Genomic DNA, 18,900 nt, shown 5'->3' on the forward strand with positions numbered 1-18,900 from the left:
CTACAATCGAATCATTTCCACCCACTTACAAACCGCGCCGACTGCCTTTTGCAGGACGGCGCTTTTGCTGTGCGGTGGCCTTCGTTGTGATTTTTTTCCTTTGACTAGATAGCCATGCAGATCGCTGCTTCCCCGGCCTCCACCTTCGTCCCTTTCGACGCCCTCCACGCTGAAACCAAGCGCGAGCAAACGCCCCTGCGCGCCGCCATCACCGCCGCCTACCGCCGCGATGAAGCCGAGGCCGTGCAATGGCTGCTGGCGCAGGGCGCAACGCCGAGCGCAGACGCCCAGCCGCTGGCGCATCGCCTCGTTTCGGCAGTGCGCGAAAAACGTACGCGCGCTTCCGGCGTGGACGCGCTGATGCATGAATTCTCGCTGTCGTCCGAAGAAGGCGTTGCGCTCATGTGCCTGGCCGAGGCGCTGCTGCGCATTCCGGACAGCGAGACCGCCGACCGCCTCATCGCCGACAAGATCAGCCGCGGCGACTGGCGCAAGCACCTGGGCGAATCGCCCTCGCTGTTCGTCAACGCGGCGACCTGGGGCCTGCTCATCACCGGTAAACTGGTCTCGACCAATAGCGAGCAAGGACTCGGCTCGGCGCTCACGCGCCTGATCGCCAAGGGCGGCGAACCGCTGATCCGCAAGGGCGTCGATATGGCGATGCGCATGCTGGGCAACCAGTTCGTCACCGGCCAGACCATCGACGAAGCCCTGAAGAACAGCCGCGACAACGAAGGCCGCGGCTATCGCTACTCCTATGACATGCTGGGCGAAGCGGCGCTGACCGAAACCGACGCGAAGAACTACTACGCTTCGTACGAGCAGGCCATCCATGCGATCGGCAAGGCCTCCAACGGCCGCGGCATCAAGGACGGCCCGGGCATCTCGATCAAGCTGTCGGCCCTGCACCCGCGCTACAGCCGCGCACAATATGCGCGCGTGATGGGCGAGCTGCTGCCGCGCGTGCGCAGCCTGGTCCTGCTGGCCAAGCGCTACAACATCGGCATCAATATCGATGCCGAGGAAGCCGACCGCCTCGAGATCTCGCTCGACCTGCTCGAAGCCCTCGCATTCGACCCAGAACTGGCCGGCTTCGAAGGCATCGGCCTGGTGGTGCAGGCGTATCAAAAACGCTGCCCGTTCGTGATCGATTACCTGGTCGACCTGGCCAAGCGGAGCGGGCGCAAATTCATGGTGCGCCTGGTCAAGGGCGCCTACTGGGACGCCGAGATCAAGCGCGCCCAGGTCGACGGCATGCCGGGCTATCCGGTCTATACGCGCAAGGTGTACACCGATGTGTCGTACCTGACCTGCGCGCGCAAGCTGCTGGCAGCGGCCGACCTGCTGTACCCGCAATTCGCGACCCACAACGCGCACTCGCTGTCGGTCATCTACACCTGGGCCAAGCTCGCCAACGTCAGCAATTACGAATTCCAGTGCCTGCACGGCATGGGCGAGACGCTGTACGACCAGGTCGTGGGCAGCAAGAACCTCGATAAAGCCTGCCGCATCTACGCGCCGGTCGGTTCCCACGAAACCCTGCTGGCCTACCTGGTGCGCCGCCTGCTCGAAAACGGCGCGAATTCCTCGTTCGTGAACCAGATCGTCGACGAGAACGTGGCGATCGACTCCCTGCTCACCGATCCGTTCGAGGTCGCGCGCGCCAGCGGCGGCAAGCCGCATCCAGCGATCGCGCTGCCGCTCGATATGTTCGGCGCAGAGCGCAAGAACTCGATTGGCATGGACCTGGTCAACGAAGACATCCTGGCCACGGTGGCGGTTGGCCTCGCGCAGCAGCGCCAGCACGTCGCCGGTCCCTTGACCGCAGGCGCGGTCGACGCCGGCCAGCCTGCCAATGTGGTCAATCCCGCGGTGTCGAGCGACATCGTCGGCCAGGTGAGCGAAGCCTCGCGGGCCGACGTCGAAACCGCCCTGGCGGCGGCCAGCGCCTTCGCCGGCGAATGGGCCGCCACCGCGACGCACGAACGCGCCGCCATCCTGGAGCGCAGCGCCGACCTGTTCGAGCGACACGGCGTCGAACTGATGGCCCTGGCCGTGCGCGAGGCCGGCAAATCGCTGCCGAACGCCATCGCGGAATTGCGCGAAGCGGTCGACTTCCTGCGCTACTACGCGGTGCAGGTGCGTGGCTCGTCCCAGGCAGAGGCGCTTGGTCCGGTCAGCTGCATCAGCCCCTGGAACTTCCCGCTGGCGATCTTCACCGGCCAGGTGGCGGCCGCTCTGGCCGCCGGCAACGTGGTGCTGGCCAAGCCGGCCGAGCAAACCCCGCTGATCGCCTACCGCGCGGTCGAGCTGTTCCTCGAGGCGGGCACGCCGCGTGCCGCGCTGCAGCTGCTGCCGGGCCGCGGCGAGGTGGTCGGCGCCGCCCTGACGGCGGACAGCCGCATCAAGGGGGTGATCTTCACCGGCTCGACCGAGGTCGCCCAGCTCATCAACCGCACGCTGGCCAAGCGTGCGGAGCAGGAAGGCATCGACATCCCGCTGGTGGCGGAGACCGGTGGCCAGAACGCGCTGATCGTCGATTCCTCGGCGCTGCCGGAGCAGGTGGTGCAGGACGTGCTTTCGTCGGCCTTCGACTCGGCCGGCCAGCGCTGTTCGGCGCTGCGCGTGCTGTTCCTGCAGGACGATATCGCCGACAAGACCATCAGGATGCTCAAGGGCGCGATGCAGGAACTGCGCGTCGGCAGCCCGGACCGCCTCGCGACCGATATCGGCCCGGTGATCGATGCAGAAGCCCAGCGCAATCTGCTGGCCCACATCGAGCGCACCAAGGCCACCGCGCGCAGCCACTTCGCACTCGAGCTGCCGGCGGCGTCGTGCAACGCCGGCACCTTCGTGCCGCCGACGGTGCTGGAGATCGCCTCATTGGCGGAACTCAAGCAGGAAGTCTTCGGCCCGGTGCTGCACATCGTGCGCTACCGCCGCGCCGATCTGCCGTCGGTGATCGATGCGATCAACGCCACCGGCTATGGCCTGACCCTGGGCGTGCATTCGCGCATCGATGAAACCATCGACTACATCGTCAACCGCGCCCACGTCGGCAATATCTACGTCAACCGCAATATCGTCGGCGCGGTGGTCGGCGTGCAGCCCTTTGGCGGCGAAGGCAAGTCGGGCACCGGTCCAAAAGCCGGCGGCCCGCTCTACCTGAAGCGCCTGCAGCGCGGCGCAGCGCCGTTGATGGACCATGTGCGCCAGCCGGAAGCGGCGCTGGAGGCCTTGATCGGCTGGCTGCGCGCCAACGGCCAGCAACCGGCGGCCGCGCTGGCCGAGGGGTATGCGCGCACCTCGCTCAATGGCGTGTCGATGGACTTGCCCGGCCCGACCGGTGAAAGCAATCGCCTGTCGTTCACGCCGCGTGGCACGGTGCTGTGCGCGCCGGGCACGGCGGCCGGCCTGCTCAACCAATTGGCTGCCAGCCTCGCCACCGGCAACCGCGCGCTGGTGCTGGCGCCGACGCCGGACGCGATTCCGACCAACCTGCCTGCAGCGGTGAAGGACCGTGTGCGCTTCGTCGGCAAGGAAGAGATCGATGCGGCCGACATCGCGATCGCACTGGTCGAATCCGGCCTTGCCGGATCGCTGCGTACGCAACTGGCGGCGCGTCCCGGCGCGATCGTCGGCATCGTCGATACCGACGCCCTGGTCCCGGTGGACCTGTGGCGCCTGGTCGCCGAACGCGCCGTCTGTGTCAACACGACGGCCGCTGGCGGCAACGCAAGCCTGATGACGCTGGGCCTGTAAAGATCGTTATCAAATAATCGTGAGGTCGGCGGCAATGCCGCCGACGTCCACCCATCCAACCAACGGCAAACCAGCAGGAGAAGCACCGCAAGAACACATCCACAACAGGAGACAACCATGCTTGTAGGCGTTCCAAGAGAAATCAAGAACCACGAATACCGGGTAGGCCTCACGCCGCCTTCGGTACACGAACTGACGGCGCGCGGCCACGAGGTCATCGTGCAGCAGGGCGCGGGCCTCGACATCGGCCTGACGGATGCCGACTACACCGCCGCCGGCGCCACCATCGTCGACAGCGCGCAAGAAGTCTTCGCGCGCGCCGACATGATCGTCAAGGTCAAGGAGCCGCAACCTGCCGAATGCGCCATGCTGCGCGAAGGGCAAATCCTCTATACCTACCTCCACCTCGCCCCGGATCCAGAGCAAACCGCAGCCCTGGTCAAATCGGGCGCTGTCTGCATTGCCTACGAAACGATCACCGGCCCGGGCGGCGGCTTGCCCTTGCTTGCGCCAATGAGCGAAGTCGCGGGCCGCATGTCGATCCAGGCCGGCGCCGCCCACCTCGAGAAATCACGTGGCGGCATGGGCCTGCTGCTGGGCGGCGTGCCTGGGGTGGCGGCCGGCCATATCGTCATCATCGGCGCCGGCGTGGTTGGCGCCAATGCGCTGCAGATGGCGGTCGGCACCGGCGCCCGTGTCACGGTGCTCGACAAGAACGTCGATCGACTGCGCCAGCTCGACCTGGTATTCGGCAATCGCATCTCGACCCTGTATTCCACCTCCCATGCGCTCGAGGAAGCGGTTCTCTCGGCCGACCTGGTCATCGGCGGGGTACTGGTGCCGGGCGCCGCAGCGCCCAAGCTGGTCACGCGCGACATGGTCTCGCGCATGAAGAAAGGGTCGGTAATCGTCGACGTGGCGATCGACCAGGGCGGCTGCTTCGAGACCTCGCGCCCGACCACCCACGCCGATCCGACCTTCCTGGTCGACGGCGTAGTCCACTACTGCGTCGCGAACATGCCGGGCGCGGTGGCGCGCACGTCGACGTTCGCCCTGAACAACGCGACGATCGGGCATGCCCTGGCACTGGCCGACAAGGGCTGGCGGCGCGCACTGGCGGACGATATCCATTTGCGCCATGGCCTGAACGTCTGCCTGGGCAAGGTAACCTTCGAGGCCGTCGCCCAGGCGCTGGGCTACGACTACATTCGCGCCGACTCGCTACTGGACTAGAGGGTCTGACTTGCCATACTCCGGCACAGGCGCCGGGTAATGTGGAAAGCATAGTGCGCGGCCACCGACTTCACGAAGCGCATGAAGTCGTGGGCCGCGTTTTCATTGGCGTTGTCCGAGATCGCGCGGATCACGGCGAATGGCACGTCGAGTTCATGACAGACCTGCGCCACTGCGGCGCCTTCCATCTCCACCGCGACCAGCCCGGGCAGGGCATCGTTCAGTGCCTCGATGCGCAGGCGATCGTTGACGAACTGGTCTGCGCTGGCGACCAGCCCGCGGTGTACCCGTGGCTGGGCAAGGCCGAAGGCCTGTCTTTCGGATTCCGCGATCATGTCCACGAAGTCGCACTCCAGGAAAGCATGGGCGGCGCTGGACAGGCGCGATGACAGGTGCTGGTCGGGCTGGAAATATGCCTGCCCGGTCAGCGGGACCTCGAAACGCGGGAACAGGGGGCTCGCATCCATATCGTGCTGGACCAGCGATTCGGCCACGACGATGTCGCCAACACGGATCGTCTTGTCCCCCGCACCGGCGACGCCGGTGAAGAGGATGTGCGTAACTCCGAACTTTTCCACAAGCGTTGTCGCTGTCATGGCAGCGGCAACCTTGCCAATACGCGATAAAACGCACACAGCGTCGATTTCCCACAGCTGCCCGACCCGGAACTCGCGTTTGCCGTAGATGAGCGTGGCGGCCCCTTCCATGGCTTCCACGAGCCCTGCCTGTTCTTCGTGCAAGGCGCTGATGATCCCTAGACGCATGTTTTTCTGTTGATTGAAGGGTTTGGAGACATCCTGGGCTGCTCCAGGCCGTCCAGGGGGGTGCAGGCATTGACACGAGCTGCGATCGGCTACCAGCAGCTTCTCGACGTCCAGGAAGGTCGTTCAGCGATACGACTGTGCATAAGGACCGGATTGTACACAGCTTCCACCACATTCAGTTCCTCAATTGTGGTGATTCAGGCATTTGCTGGAAACAGTGAATGTCCTGTTCTGGAAGACGCTTTTCGTGCCTGCGCTGTGTTTGCTTATTTAATTAAGAGATATGTATACAAAGTTGGTAGTAGTAGGTAAACGCGACGTTCTCTGTGGATAAAGCTTGTTTACTCCACAGCATCAACGACTTACGACGTCGTATACGTGCTGGAAAAAGCCTGTGTCCGGCTTGCACGGTTCTTGGACAACAAATTCGCTTTCACAAAAACCGGCTGTTCTGCACATCTGCTCCTGTGGATATGCAGTGGCTTTTCCACAGCCGGTTCGGTTTTCCAGCGAACAGGATGTGTGTTTGCAGCGACCTTGCGTACGGCGAGCAAATCGGCGAGCGGAGCAAGCAGCTATCAGCCGCCAGTCGAATGCGTCGTCCTTCTTGCCGAGCTCTGCTGATTTGCCTGCGTCGCTTCGATGTCGGCAGGCGCGAATCCTTATATTGTTGTAGTTAAAAGCTTGTATACAAAATGATAGTAGTAGTAAACGCGCATCTGTTTGTGGATAAATCCAGTTTTTTCCACAACATCAGTATGTTACCGCGGCGTTAACCCGCTGGAAAACGCCTGTGCTGGCGCTGTAGGAAAGTTGGATAGAAATTCCGGACCAGGAAAAGACAGGGGTTTCTGCACATTCCATCCTGTGGATATTCATGGGGTTCTCCACAGACGTCTGAACCAGATCAGTTTTGGTCATGTCGGAAAACGCCGGTAGCTGGATCGCGATGGACGCGAGTGAGTCGTTCGACATCAGTGCCAGTGATGTTCCGATTTGCCACGGCCGGGCGATTTTTTTTTTCCGAAGCTTCGTCAGGTTTACAACCAGTATCTGTATACAACATTGATAGTAGTAGTTAACGGCTGCAAGCTTCTGTGGACAACCCGACTAAAGAACGCGAAATCATGGATTTACGCGACGGACAACTCAGTGCACTGCTGAGGAAACTTCCTGGTGGCAAATCTGAACAAGATTTTTGCCTGTGTAAAAAAGCCGAGTTTTGCACAAACGATACCTGTGGATATCAAGTAGCTTATCCACAGAGAGGGTCTGGACAGGCGTTTACGATCTGGTAAGCTGTGTTCCGTCGAGCTGCGGTACAGGAGAAACGAATGCACGTCGTCTCGGGGTACGCCAAGGTCAATGGCTTGAATATGCACTACGTGACTGCCGGTGAGGGTCCGCCAGTCCTGCTCCTGCATGGTTTTCCCGACACCCACGTCATTTGGCGCCATCAGATGCCGGCGCTGGCTGCGGCAGGCTTTCGCGTCATCGCCCCCGATTTGCGCGGTGTCGGCAAGACCGATATGCCGGGCGAGGTTGGCGCCTATGCGATCGACTTTCTGGCCGATGATGTGTTGCAATTGATGGATGCGCTCGGCATCGAGCAGGCAACCGTGGTCGGGCACGATTGGGGTGCGCTGATCGGCTGGCATCTCGCCATGCATGCGCCGCAACGTGTCAGCCGTTTTGCAGCGTTGTCGGTCGGGCATCCGAAGGCGATCGCCAAAGCGGGGCTCATGCAGAAACTGCGTTTCTGGTACATGGGCGTGTTCGTGACGCCGGTGCTCGCTGAAACGTTGCTGAAGGCTGGTGACTGGGCGGCCTTGCGATCGATGAACCGCAACCGCGAACAGCAGCAACTCTGGATCGATGCGCTGGCGCCGCCAGGTCGGCTGACCGCTGCGCTCAATTATTACCGGGCGAATCTCAAGGCTTCTGGCGCCAGGCGATGGAAGAAGGTCGATGTGCCCGTGCTGGGTGTATGGAGCCAACACGATCCGGCGCTCGGCGAGCAACAGATGCTCGGGACACGCGAGCAATGCAATGCCGGTTTCCAGTATGCGCGCATCGGTGGCGTCGGTCATTGGCTGCAGTTATCCGGCGCGGACCGGCTCAATACCCTGCTCATCGATTTCGCCAGGACGCCTGCTGTCTTGACACGTATGTAAGCCGTGCAGGGAAGGCGCTACCGTGTCAGTACGGCATGCTTGCCGTAAAATATCGGCTCTGCTTCTCCCCTGAAAGTTCCACATGATCGATGTAGTTTGGCTCGGCGGCGCCGCCTTCGCTGCCGGCCTGGTCGACGCCGTCGTTGGCGGCGGCGGCCTGATTCAGCTTCCCGCCATGTTCTCCCTGTTGCCGAAGGAAGCGCCGGCAACGATCCTCGGCACCAATAAACTTGCAGCGATTTTCGGCACCGGTTCTGCCGCCGTCAGTTATGCGCGGCGGGTGCGTGTCGCGTGGAGCACCGCAGCGCCGGCAGCGATCGCCGCGTTTGCCTTGTCGTTCGTCGGCGCCTGGACCGTGACGCAGGTGCCGGCCGACTTCGTACGCGCGCTGCTGCCGTTCGTCCTGGTCGCGGTAGCAGTCTATACCTTCATGAAAAAGGACCTGGGTTCAGTCCACGCCCCATTGCATAGCGGAATGGCCGAGCGCTACTGGGCGGTCGGTATTGGCGCTGCGATCGGTTTTTACGACGGCTTCTTCGGCCCGGGTACCGGCAGCTTCCTGCTATTCCTGTTCGTTCGTTTCTTCGGCTTTGACTTCCTGAGTGCGTCGGCGGCGGCCAAGGTCGTCAACGTTGCCTGCAACCTGTCGGCGCTGATCTGGTTCGGGTACAGCGGCCATTTGTTATTGCAGCTTGGCTTGTTGATGGCGTGTTGCCAGATTATTGGTTCCCTGATCGGGACCAGGCTCGCGTTGAAGCATGGCAGTGGCTTCGTGCGCAAACTGTTCCTGTTTGTCGTTACCGCTCTGATTGTAAAGACAGCGCACGATTCGTTCACAAAGCTGGGCTGGTAGACTTGATTGTTCCACGTGAAACATCGAAGCCGGGTTGATCCCGGCTTTTCTAACTTGTTCCACGTGAAACATTCACTAAGCAACTACAGAGTCAGGTTTCACGTGAAACAAAATCTGTCGATTTTCGAGGTGGCTCGGAGTCCGACAGGAAAAAAGAATCTATAATCGCGCATTAGTCTCCTCGCCTCACATCCCATCATGCTATTTCCTACTGAATTCGACGTCATCGTCGTCGGCGGCGGCCATGCCGGAACCGAGGCCGCACTTGCGTCCGCACGCACAGGTCAAAAGACGCTGCTGCTAACCCACAATATCGAAACCCTCGGCGCCATGTCCTGTAATCCGTCGATTGGCGGCATCGGTAAAGGTCACTTGGTCAAGGAAGTCGACGCCCTCGGCGGCGCCATGGCCATCGCGACCGACGAGGCGGGCATCCAGTTCCGCATCCTCAATTCGTCCAAGGGTCCGGCCGTGCGCGCGACGCGTGCCCAGGCCGACCGCGTCCTGTACAAGGCCGCGATTCGCTCGCGCCTGGAAAACCAGCCAAACCTGTGGCTGTTCCAGCAGGCAGTGGATGACCTGATGGTGGAGGGCGATCGCGTGGTCGGCGCCGTGACCCAAGTGGGTTTGAAGTTCCGCGCCGGCGCAGTAGTGCTGACTGCCGGTACTTTCCTTGACGGGAAGATCCACGTCGGCCTGCAGAATTACTCGGGCGGCCGTGCCGGCGATCCACCGGCGACCTCGCTGTCTGCGCGCCTGAAGGAACTCAAGCTGCCACAGGGCAGGTTGAAGACCGGTACGCCGCCACGTATCGATGGCCGCAGTATCGACTTCTCGGTATTGAGCGAACAGCCGGGCGACCTCGATCCGGTGCCGGTATTCTCGTACATGGGCAATGTGGCGATGCACCCGCGTCAAGTCCCGTGCTGGGTAACGCACACGAATGAGCGCACCCATGACATCATCCGCGCCGGCCTGGATCGCAGCCCGATGTATACGGGCGTGATCGAAGGGGTCGGTCCTCGTTACTGCCCGTCGATCGAAGACAAGATCCACCGTTTCGCTTCGAAGGAATCGCACCAGATCTTCCTCGAGCCCGAAGGCCTGACCACGAACGAGTTTTACCCGAACGGGATCTCCACCAGCCTGCCGTTCGACGTCCAGCTGGAACTGGTGCGCTCGATGCGCGGCATGGAGAATGCCTTCATCCTGCGTCCCGGCTACGCGATCGAATACGATTACTTCGACCCGCGCGGCCTGAAGGCGTCGCTCGAGACCAAGGTGATCAAGGGCCTGTTCTTCGCCGGCCAGATCAACGGCACCACCGGCTACGAAGAAGCCGCGGCCCAGGGCCTATTGGCCGGACTGAACGCCGCGCTGCAAACCCAGGGCAAGGACGCCTGGACGCCGGGCCGTTCGGAAGCCTATCTCGGCGTGCTGGTCGACGACCTGACCACGCAAGGCGTGGCCGAGCCGTACCGCATGTTTACCAGTCGCGCCGAGTACCGCCTGTCGCTGCGCGAAGATAATGCCGACATGCGCCTGACCGAGATCGGACGCCAGCTGGGCATCGTCGACGACGCGCGCTGGCAAGCGTTCGAGACCAAGCGCGAATCCGTCGCCCGCGAACTGGAACGCCTGAAGTCGACCTGGGTCAACCCGCGTATCCTGGGAGCGGCGGAGTCCGAGCGTGTGGTCGGCCAGGCGCTCGAGCGCGAGTACAACCTGGCGGATTTGCTGCGCAGACCTGGCGTCGGGTATGACACCTTGATGACGATGCAGGGCCTCGAGGCCCAGCCGCTCGCCGGCCCCGGCGTCGATGATCCCGCCGTGAAGGAACAGGTCGAGATCCAGCTGAAGTATTCCGGCTATATCGATCGCCAGGCGCGTGAAGTCGAACGCCACGATCACTATGAAAACCTGAAGCTGCCCGAGAACCTGAACTACCTCGAGATCGCGGCGCTGTCGTTCGAAGTGCGCCAGAAGCTGGACAAGCAGCGTCCCGAAACCCTGGGCCAGGCCTCGCGCATTTCGGGCGTGACGCCGGCTGCGATCTCCCTGCTGCTGGTACACCTGAAAAAACGCGGCGTCAAAGGCTTTGCTCCGGCCACGGAGGCGGCGCAATGAAGTATGCGTTCGACCGCGATGCGTTGGCGAAGGTGCTCGCCGACGGCGTCGCCGAGATGGGGCTGGAGGTCACGCTGGAGCAGCAATCCAGATTGATGGCTTACCTGCAGCTCATGCACAAATGGAACGCGGTGTACAACCTGACCTCGCTGCGCGACCCGATGCAGATGGTGACCCATCACCTGCTCGATTCGCTGGCGGCCGTGCCGGCGTTCGCTGGCGCGCGCAATGTGCTGGACGTGGGGGCAGGGGGCGGATTGCCCGGCATCGTACTGGCCATCACCCGGCCCGACATGAAAGTGGCGATGATCGACACCGTGCACAAGAAAACCGCCTTCCTCACGCAAGTGAAGGCGGAACTGGGCCTGGTCAACGTTACGGTGCACACGATGAAGGTGCAAGACCTGCAGGTGCGCGATAAATTCGACGTCATCACCTCGCGCGCTTTTGCCGACCTGTCCGATTTTGTCAACTGGTCCGGACACCTGCTGCAGGAAGGCGGCAGATTTATCGCCTTGAAAGGGGTGGCGCCGAGCGAAGAGCGCGAACGACTTCCCCAACAGTGGAAAGTGACAGGGCTGCAGCCGCTGCGGGTTCCGAGATTGGGGGCCGAGCGTCACCTGGTTTTCATCGATCGAACCGATCAGCAAATAAGCTAAACAATATTAACTGTATAAACCGTTTATATCGTTTATTCAGTATGAACCAATTAAATGGTTTGTACGGTATGAACGGTATGACGTCTTGTAGCCACTTCCAGGAAAGAGAATAGATGGCGAAGATTTTTTGCGTTGCGAACCAGAAGGGTGGAGTAGGCAAGACCACCACCTCCGTCAACCTGTCGGCGGGCCTGGCAAAACTGGACCAGCGCGTGCTGCTGGTCGACCTTGATCCGCAGGGCAATGCCACCATGGGTGCCGGCATCAACAAGGCCGAGCTGGAGTCATCGATCTACCAGGTGCTGCTGGGTGAGTCGGACGTGGCCAGTGCGCGCGTGCGCTCCGAAGCCGGCCGCTTCGACGTGCTGCCCGCCAACCGCGAGCTGGCCGGCGCCGAGGTCGAGATGGTGTCGCTCGAGAACCGCGAACGCCGCCTGAAGGAGGCGCTGGCCGCGGTCGATGCCGACTACGATTTCATCCTGGTCGATTGCCCGCCCGCGCTGTCGCTGCTCACGCTGAACGGCCTGTGCGCCGCGCACGGCGTGATCATCCCGATGCAGTGCGAGTACTACGCGCTCGAAGGCTTGTCCGACCTGGTCAACACGATCAAGAAGGTGCACGCCAACCTGAACACCGACCTCAAGATCATCGGCCTGCTGCGCGTGATGTTCGATCCGCGCATGACGCTGTCGCAGCAGGTGTCGAAGCAGCTCGAGCAGCACTTTGGCGACAAGGTGTTCCAGACCATCATTCCACGCAACGTCCGCCTGGCCGAAGCACCCTCATATGGCATCCCGGGCGTGACCTTCGATCCGTCATCGAAAGGCGCGCAGGCGTACATCGCCTTCGGCGCGGAAATGGTCAAGCGCATCAAGACCATGTAATCATCGAGAGAGCTAACTTAGAAATGGCAACCAAAAAACTCAAGGGACTGGGCCGTGGACTCGACGCCCTGCTCGGCGGCGACCTCGACGCGGCGCCGGCCGCACCCAACACCCCCTCGGTCCTCGCGGTCTCCCAGATCCAGGCCGGCAAATACCAACCACGCACCCGCATGGACGAAGTGAGCCTGTCCGAGCTGGCCGCCTCCATCAAGACCCAGGGCATCATGCAGCCAGTGCTGGTGCGCCCGCTGCCGGCGGGAGGTGGCACGCCGTACGAGATCATCGCCGGCGAACGACGCTTCAGGGCGGCGCAGATGGCGGGCCTGGAAGAGATCCCGGTGCTGGTGCGCGACGTCGACGACCAGGCCGCGGCGGCGATGGCGCTGATCGAGAACATGCAGCGCGAAGACCTGAACCCGCTGGAGGAAGCGCAGGGCATCCAGCGCCTGATCTCGGATTTCAATTTCACGCATGAGCAGGCGGCCGGCGCGGTCGGCCGTTCGCGCAGCGCGGTGTCGAACCTGCTGCGCCTGATCAACCTGGCGCAGCCGGTGCAGACCATGCTGATGGCAGGGGATATCGACATGGGCCATGCCAGGGCCCTGCTCGCGGTCGACAGCGCGAACCAGATCGCGCTGGCCAATCATGTGATCGCCAAGCGCCTGTCGGTGCGCGAGACCGAGAAGCTCGTCGCGCGCGCGCTCGAAGAGCAGAACGCGCCAGCGACCCAGGCGCGGGCCAAGGACAAGCCGGGCGACATCGTGCGACTCGAAGAAGAACTGTCTGACCGCCTGGCGACGCCGGTCGTGTTCAAGATGGGGCCGAAAGGCAAGGGGCAGATGATCATCGACTTCGCCGACCTCGATATTCTCGATGGCGTGCTGGCACGGCTACGCGCGTAACAAACGAAAAACGCAGGGATGCCACCCGGTTGGTCGCGGTAGCATCCCACATGTCCTGGCGAGCTCGAGGCGATAGCGCTACCACCATTTTTGCTACTATCGAGCAACGTCAGTACACGCTCACTCACCTGCAATTGTCACATACCCCGCAATACACCATTTCTCGTTAAGTTACTGAAAATATTGCTCATTCCGTCAGCAAGATGTCACATTTTCGTCATCCCGGCGGAGCAGTTATAAGTTGCGAATCGTTTGACTCACGTCCGTATAACCACTTATAATTCCGGCGTTTCATGTAATTACCACATCGTAGCTCGTCCAAATACGCTGGCGTCAGACCTAGAAAAATATGCTGCGTATCGTTTCCCTGCAGTTGATAGCAACGGTAGTCGTTGGCGCCATCGCCGCACTACTGGGGGGAAGGGCTGCGATGATTTCGGCGGTACTGGGCGGTTTGTGTTGTGTCGTGCCCAACGGGATCATGGCAGTGCGCTTGTTTGCCGCTTCCGCATCTGGAACGGCGACTCCCGCGACATTTTTCATCTGGGAATTTGTAAAGATTGCATTGACGCTGGCGCTCCTGGGCGTGACGGCGTGGCTGTACCGCGATCTCAACTGGCTGGCATTGGTCGCCGGGATCATCGTGGCACTGAAAAGTTACATCATCTTATTATTTAGGCAATGACGACATGGCGACTCCAGTAGACGGCGCAGCGCACGCGCCCACCGCATCAGAATACATCAAGCACCACCTGGGCCATCTGCAGAACCAGCACCAGGTCGGTCCGGTCGATTTTTCGGTCATCAACTACGACACCATGTTCTGGTCGATCGCCATGGGCCTGACCGGTTGCCTGCTGATGTGGGCCGCCGCGCGCAAGGCCACTGCCGGCGTTCCTGGCCGTTTCCAGGCGTTCGTCGAGATGCTGTTCGAGATGGTCGATGACCAGGCCAAGTCGATCGTGCATGGCGACCGCAGCTTCATCGCGCCTGCCGCGCTGACCGTGTTCGTCTGGGTCGCCCTGATGAACGCGCTGGACTTGCTGCCGGTCGACATGTGGTCGGCGCTGTTCGAAGCCTTTGGCGTGACCCATATCTTCCCGTACCATCGCGTGGTCCCGACCGCCGACATCAACGGTCCGATCGGCATTGCTCTCGGCGTGCTGGCACTGATGCTGTACTACGGCATCAAGATCAAGGGCCTGGGCGGCTGGCTGCACGAACTGTTCTCGGCACCGTTCGGTATCTGGATGGCGCCGTTCAACCTGCTCCTGAACATCATCGAATACGCAGCAAAAATGGTGTCGCTCGGTATGCGACTGTTCGGCAACATGTTTGCCGGCGAACTGCTGTTCCTCTTGATCGCACTGCTGGGTGGCTCGGCTACCATCTTTGGCTTCGTTGGCCACGTGATTGCAGGCTCCATCTGGGCGATCTTCCACATCCTGATCGTGCTCCTGCAGGCATTCATCTTCATGATGCTGACGCTGGTGTACCTCGGTCAGGCCCATGAAGGCCACTGATCGGCGCCGCAAGCATCGAACAAGATAGTGGTTGTAAAGAAGTTGTAGTTTTTAATCTGGTTTTTAATTTAACTTTTGGAGTTTTTCATGACTGACCTTTCTTTTGTTGCACTGGCTTGCGGTTTGATCATCGGTCTGGGCGCTATCGGTGCCTGTATCGGTATCGCTCTGATGGGCGGTAAATACCTCGAAGCTTCTGCACGTCAGCCAGAACTGATGAACACCCTGCAGACCAAGATGTTCCTGCTGGCTGGTCTGATCGACGCGGCGTTCCTGATCGGTGTTGGTATCGCCATGCTGTTCGCGTTCGCTAACCCGTTCGTTCCAGTCTAAGACTCGCTTCTCGACGTCTTGAAGGGCCGAACCAGTTCTGGTTCGGCATCCGTGTTTCTGTAAGAAGGATAAAACCGTGAACCTTAATGCAACCCTGATTGCTCAGTTCGTGGTCTTCTTCATCCTGGCGCTCTTCACGATGAAATTCGTGTGGCCGCCACTGATGAAGGCGCTCGACGAGCGCGCTGCGAAGATCGCGAGTGGCCTGGCCGCCGCCGATCGCGGCAAGGCCGACCTGGCTGCCGCCGAAAAGCGCGTCCAGACCGAACTGGCCGGCGCCCGTGACGAAGTCCAGAAGCGCATCACCGACGCTGAAAAGCGCGCTGCCGCGATCATCGAAGACGCCAAGCGCACCGCCAGCGAAGAAGCCGCACGCATCGTCGCTGCCGCCAAGGCCGACGCCGAACAGCAAGTGACCCGCGCGCGCGAAGAACTGCGTGGCCAGGTTGCAACCCTCGCGGTTGCCGGCGCCGAGCAGATCCTCAAGCGTGAAGTGAACGCAGCGGCCCACGCCGACCTGCTGTCGAAACTGTCGACCGAGCTCTGATCATGGCAGAACTCGCAACCGTCGCCCGCCCTTACGCCGAAGCGCTGTTCCGTGTCGCCCAGTCCGGCGACATGAACGCGTGGTCGGCCATCGCGTCGGAACTGGGCCAGATCGGCGCCATTCCCGATGTGCAGGCCTTCGCCAGCAACCCGAACGTCACGCAGGCACAACTGGCGGACACGATTGCGTCGCTGGTCAAGGCTCCTTTGACTGCTGAAGCGAAGAACTTCATCGCGATGCTGGCCGAAAACGGCCGCATCAACCTGCTGCCCGAGATCAGCACCCAGTTCGCGATCCTGAAGAACGCGAACGAAGGCGCTGCCGACGCGACGATCTTCAGCGCGTTCGACCTGTCGGCCGACCAGCTGTCGTCGCTGGTCGCCACGCTGGAAAAGAAATTTGGCCGCAAGCTGAACCCAACGGTAACAGTGGATAACTCGCTGATCGGTGGTGTGCGCGTGGTCGTCGGTGACGAAGTGCTCGATACCTCGGTACGCGCCAAGCTGCAACGGATGCACGTTGCGCTCGCGTCCTGAAACAATCGCACCGCCGGCGTCCCGCCCTTGCCCTACGCATCAAGAAACTATAATTGGAGTTAGCAAGCATGCAACTTAACCCATCTGAAATCAGCGAGCTGATCAAGAGCCGGATCCAGGGCCTGGAAGGCTCTGCAGACGTCCGCAACCAGGGCACCGTGATCTCGGTCGCCGACGGTATCTGCCGCATCCACGGTCTGTCGGACGTGATGCAGGGCGAGATGCTGGAATTCCCTGGCAACACCTTCGGCCTGGCGATGAACCTCGAGCGCGACTCGGTCGGCGCCGTCATCCTGGGCGCCTACGAGCACATCTCGGAAGGCGACACCGTCAAGACCACCGGCCGCATCCTGGAAGTGCCGATCGGTCCTGAACTGCGTGGCCGCGTGGTCAACGCACTGGGCCAGCCGATCGACGGCAAAGGTCCGATCGCCACCACGCTGACCGCCCCGATCGAAAAGATCGCGCCAGGCGTCATTGCCCGCGAATCGGTGTCGCAGCCTATGCAGACCGGCATCAAGTCGATCGACGCGATGGTGCCGATCGGCCGTGGCCAGCGTGAGCTGATCATTGGCGACCGCCAGACCGGTAAATCGGCTGTCGCTGTCGACGCGATCATCAACCAGAAAGGCCAGGGCGTCACCTGCGTGTACGTCGCGATCGGTCAAAAAGCATCGACCATCAAGAACATCGTGCGTTCGCTCGAACAGCACGGCGCGCTGGAATACACGATCGTCGTCGCCGCATCGGCGTCGGAATCGGCAGCCATGCAGTACATCTCGGCCTACTCGGGCTGCGCGATGGGCGAATACTTCCGCGACCGCGGCGAAGACGCGCTGATCGTCTATGATGACCTGTCGAAGCAGGCCGTGGCTTATCGTCAAATTTCGCTGCTGCTGCGCCGCCCACCAGGCCGCGAAGCGTACCCAGGCGACGTGTTCTACCTGCACAGCCGTCTGCTCGAGCGCGCAGCCCGCGTGAACGCCGACTACGTCGAGAAGTTCACCAACGGCGCCGTCACCGGCAAGACCGGTTCGCTGACCGCACTGCCGATCATCGAAACGCAAGCAGGCGACGTCTCGGCCTTCGTGCCGACCAACGTGATTTCGATTACCGACGGCCAGATCTTCCTGGAGACCTCGCTGTTCAACGCCGGTATCCGTCCTGCGATCAACGCCGGTATCTCGGTGTCGCGCGTCGGTGGCGCCGCCCAGACCAAGGTCATCAAGGGCCTGTCGGGCGGTATCCGTACCGACCTGGCGCAGTACCGTGAACTGGCTGCGTTCGCGCAGTTCGCATCGGACCTGGACGAATCGACCCGCAAGCAGCTGGACCGCGGCGCGCGCGTGACCGAGCTGCTCAAGCAGCCGCAGTTCTCGCCGCTGTCGACCTCGCTGATGGCCGCATCGCTGTTCGCCGTCAACAAGGGCTACCTGGACGATATCGAAGTCAAGAAAGTGCTGCCATTCGAACACGGCCTGCACGCCTTCCTGAAGTCGGGTCATGCGTCCCTGCTGTCGAAGATCGACGAAACCAAGCAACTGGACAAGGACAGCGAAGCACTGCTGGCCGCCGCTGTTGCTGATTTCAAGAAATCCGGCGCATATTAATTGATGGACCGGCGCCGCCCGCGGGTGGCGCCGGTGCCCGGAAGGAGTAAGGACTCATGGCAGCAGGCAAAGAGATTCGTGGCAAGATCAAGAGCGTAGAGAATACGAAGAAGATCACCAAGGCGATGGAAATGGTCGCCGCATCGAAAATGCGCAAGGCGCAGGATCGCATGCGCGCCGCCCGTCCCTACAGTGACAAGGTTCGTAACATCACCGCCAATCTGGCCAACGCAAACCCGGAGTACACGCACGCATTCATGGCGCAAGCCAAGGGCGTGTCGGCAAAGGCAGTGGGTTTCATCGTCATCACGACCGACAAGGGTCTGTGCGGCGGCATGAACACCAACATCCTGCGCCAGGTAACGCAGAAGGCGCGTGAGCAGGAGCAGTTGGGCAACCGTGTCGAGGCAGTCGCCATCGGCAACAAGGGCCTGGGCTTCCTGAACCGCGTCGGCATGAAACTGGTGTCGCAAGCGACCCAGCTGGGCGATGCACCGCAACTGGACAAGCTGATCGGACCGGTCAAAGTGATGCTGGACGCGTACCAGGAAGGCAGGCTCGATGCTGTCTACCTGTGCTACACCAAGTTCATCAACACGATGAAGCAGGAAACGATGGTCGAGCAACTGCTCCCGCTGCCGGCCAAGGCGCTGGAAGCCGATGCAGGCGCCCACGGCTGGGACTACATCTACGAACCGGAAGCGCAGGTCGTCATCGACGAACTGCTGGTGCGTTATGTGGAAGCGCTGGTGTACCAGGCAGTGGCAGAAAACCTGGCGTCCGAGCAATCGGCACGCATGGTCGCGATGAAGGCCGCGAGCGATAACGCCGGCAGTGTCATCAGCGACCTGAAGCTGGTCTACAACAAGACCCGCCAGGCTGCGATTACCAAAGAACTCTCCGAGATCGTGTCGGGCGCAGCCGCTGTTTAAATTGCGGGAAAGAGTTAAGTGAGCGAAGCGAACGGTACTCTGTCCCCAACTGACTATAGCT

The 18,900-nt window shown here is 61.5% G+C and carries 16 protein-coding genes; 15 read left to right on the forward strand and 1 reads right to left on the reverse strand.

What is annotated here, in order from left to right:
- The first annotated feature begins 114 nt into the window (after window positions 1–114).
- Window positions 115–3,762 carry a trifunctional transcriptional regulator/proline dehydrogenase/L-glutamate gamma-semialdehyde dehydrogenase gene (gene putA / locus AC56KW_RS11800; RefSeq protein WP_497170925.1) on the forward strand — a complete coding sequence of 1,216 codons (3,648 nt, stop codon included), beginning with the start codon at window positions 115–117 and terminating at the stop codon, window positions 3,760–3,762.
- A 117-nt stretch (window positions 3,763–3,879) separates the two neighbouring features.
- Window positions 3,880–4,995, forward strand: a complete 1,116-nt coding sequence (ald, locus tag AC56KW_RS11805) for an alanine dehydrogenase (RefSeq protein WP_497170926.1) — start codon at window positions 3,880–3,882, stop codon at window positions 4,993–4,995.
- Here ald and AC56KW_RS11810 read toward each other — a convergent pair.
- Window positions 4,992–5,759, reverse strand: a complete 768-nt coding sequence (locus AC56KW_RS11810; RefSeq protein ID WP_497170927.1) for a 5'-methylthioadenosine/adenosylhomocysteine nucleosidase — start codon at window positions 5,757–5,759, stop codon at window positions 4,992–4,994. The genes ald and AC56KW_RS11810 overlap by 4 nt on opposite strands.
- A 1,334-nt stretch (window positions 5,760–7,093) precedes the next feature.
- Here AC56KW_RS11810 and AC56KW_RS11815 point away from each other — a divergent pair.
- The 13 genes from AC56KW_RS11815 to atpG all read left to right on the forward strand — a co-directional run bounded on the left by AC56KW_RS11815 (window position 7,094) and on the right by atpG (window position 18,839).
- Window positions 7,094–7,933: an alpha/beta fold hydrolase gene (locus AC56KW_RS11815; protein WP_497170928.1), complete on the forward strand. Its 840-nt coding sequence runs from the start codon at window positions 7,094–7,096 to the stop codon at window positions 7,931–7,933.
- Window positions 7,934–8,015: 82 nt separating this feature from the next.
- Window positions 8,016–8,786, forward strand: coding sequence for a sulfite exporter TauE/SafE family protein (locus AC56KW_RS11820; RefSeq protein ID WP_497170929.1), 771 nt, complete (start codon window positions 8,016–8,018; stop codon window positions 8,784–8,786).
- Between the two features lie 198 nt (window positions 8,787–8,984).
- Window positions 8,985–10,913, forward strand: coding sequence for a tRNA uridine-5-carboxymethylaminomethyl(34) synthesis enzyme MnmG (gene mnmG, locus AC56KW_RS11825; RefSeq protein WP_497170930.1), 1,929 nt, complete (start codon window positions 8,985–8,987; stop codon window positions 10,911–10,913).
- Window positions 10,910–11,572, forward strand: a complete 663-nt coding sequence (rsmG, locus tag AC56KW_RS11830; RefSeq protein ID WP_497170931.1) for a 16S rRNA (guanine(527)-N(7))-methyltransferase RsmG — start codon at window positions 10,910–10,912, stop codon at window positions 11,570–11,572. Before mnmG ends, rsmG begins: the two co-directional genes overlap by 4 nt.
- Before the next feature lie 113 nt (window positions 11,573–11,685).
- Window positions 11,686–12,456 (forward strand): ParA family protein, encoded by a 771-nt coding sequence (locus AC56KW_RS11835; protein ID WP_497170932.1) that lies wholly within the window; start codon window positions 11,686–11,688, stop codon window positions 12,454–12,456.
- A gap of 23 nt (window positions 12,457–12,479) precedes the next feature.
- Window positions 12,480–13,358: a ParB/RepB/Spo0J family partition protein gene (locus AC56KW_RS11840; RefSeq protein WP_497170933.1), complete on the forward strand. Its 879-nt coding sequence runs from the start codon at window positions 12,480–12,482 to the stop codon at window positions 13,356–13,358.
- Between the two features lie 349 nt (window positions 13,359–13,707).
- Entirely contained in the window at window positions 13,708–14,043 is a 336-nt protein-coding gene (locus tag AC56KW_RS11845; protein ID WP_497170934.1) for an ATP synthase subunit I, read from the forward strand.
- 4 nt (window positions 14,044–14,047) lie between these two features.
- Window positions 14,048–14,881 carry a F0F1 ATP synthase subunit A gene (gene atpB, locus AC56KW_RS11850; RefSeq protein WP_497170935.1) on the forward strand — a complete coding sequence of 278 codons (834 nt, stop codon included), beginning with the start codon at window positions 14,048–14,050 and terminating at the stop codon, window positions 14,879–14,881.
- A gap of 87 nt (window positions 14,882–14,968) precedes the next feature.
- Window positions 14,969–15,214, forward strand: a complete 246-nt coding sequence (gene atpE / locus AC56KW_RS11855; protein WP_005664041.1) for a F0F1 ATP synthase subunit C — start codon at window positions 14,969–14,971, stop codon at window positions 15,212–15,214.
- 76 nt (window positions 15,215–15,290) lie between these two features.
- Entirely contained in the window at window positions 15,291–15,761 is a 471-nt protein-coding gene (locus tag AC56KW_RS11860; RefSeq protein WP_497170936.1) for a F0F1 ATP synthase subunit B, read from the forward strand.
- A gap of 2 nt (window positions 15,762–15,763) precedes the next feature.
- Window positions 15,764–16,297, forward strand: a complete 534-nt coding sequence (locus AC56KW_RS11865) for a F0F1 ATP synthase subunit delta (protein WP_497170937.1) — start codon at window positions 15,764–15,766, stop codon at window positions 16,295–16,297.
- 68 nt (window positions 16,298–16,365) lie between these two features.
- Window positions 16,366–17,907: a F0F1 ATP synthase subunit alpha gene (gene atpA / locus AC56KW_RS11870; protein WP_497170938.1), complete on the forward strand. Its 1,542-nt coding sequence runs from the start codon at window positions 16,366–16,368 to the stop codon at window positions 17,905–17,907.
- 56 nt (window positions 17,908–17,963) lie between these two features.
- The gene (gene atpG, locus AC56KW_RS11875) at window positions 17,964–18,839 is read left to right on the forward strand and encodes a F0F1 ATP synthase subunit gamma (RefSeq protein ID WP_497170939.1); all 876 of its coding nucleotides are present in this window, start codon (window positions 17,964–17,966) and stop codon (window positions 18,837–18,839) included.
- Window positions 18,840–18,900: the final 61 nt, after the last annotated feature.

This window comes from Telluria sp. RT2P19 (assembly GCF_059685725.1).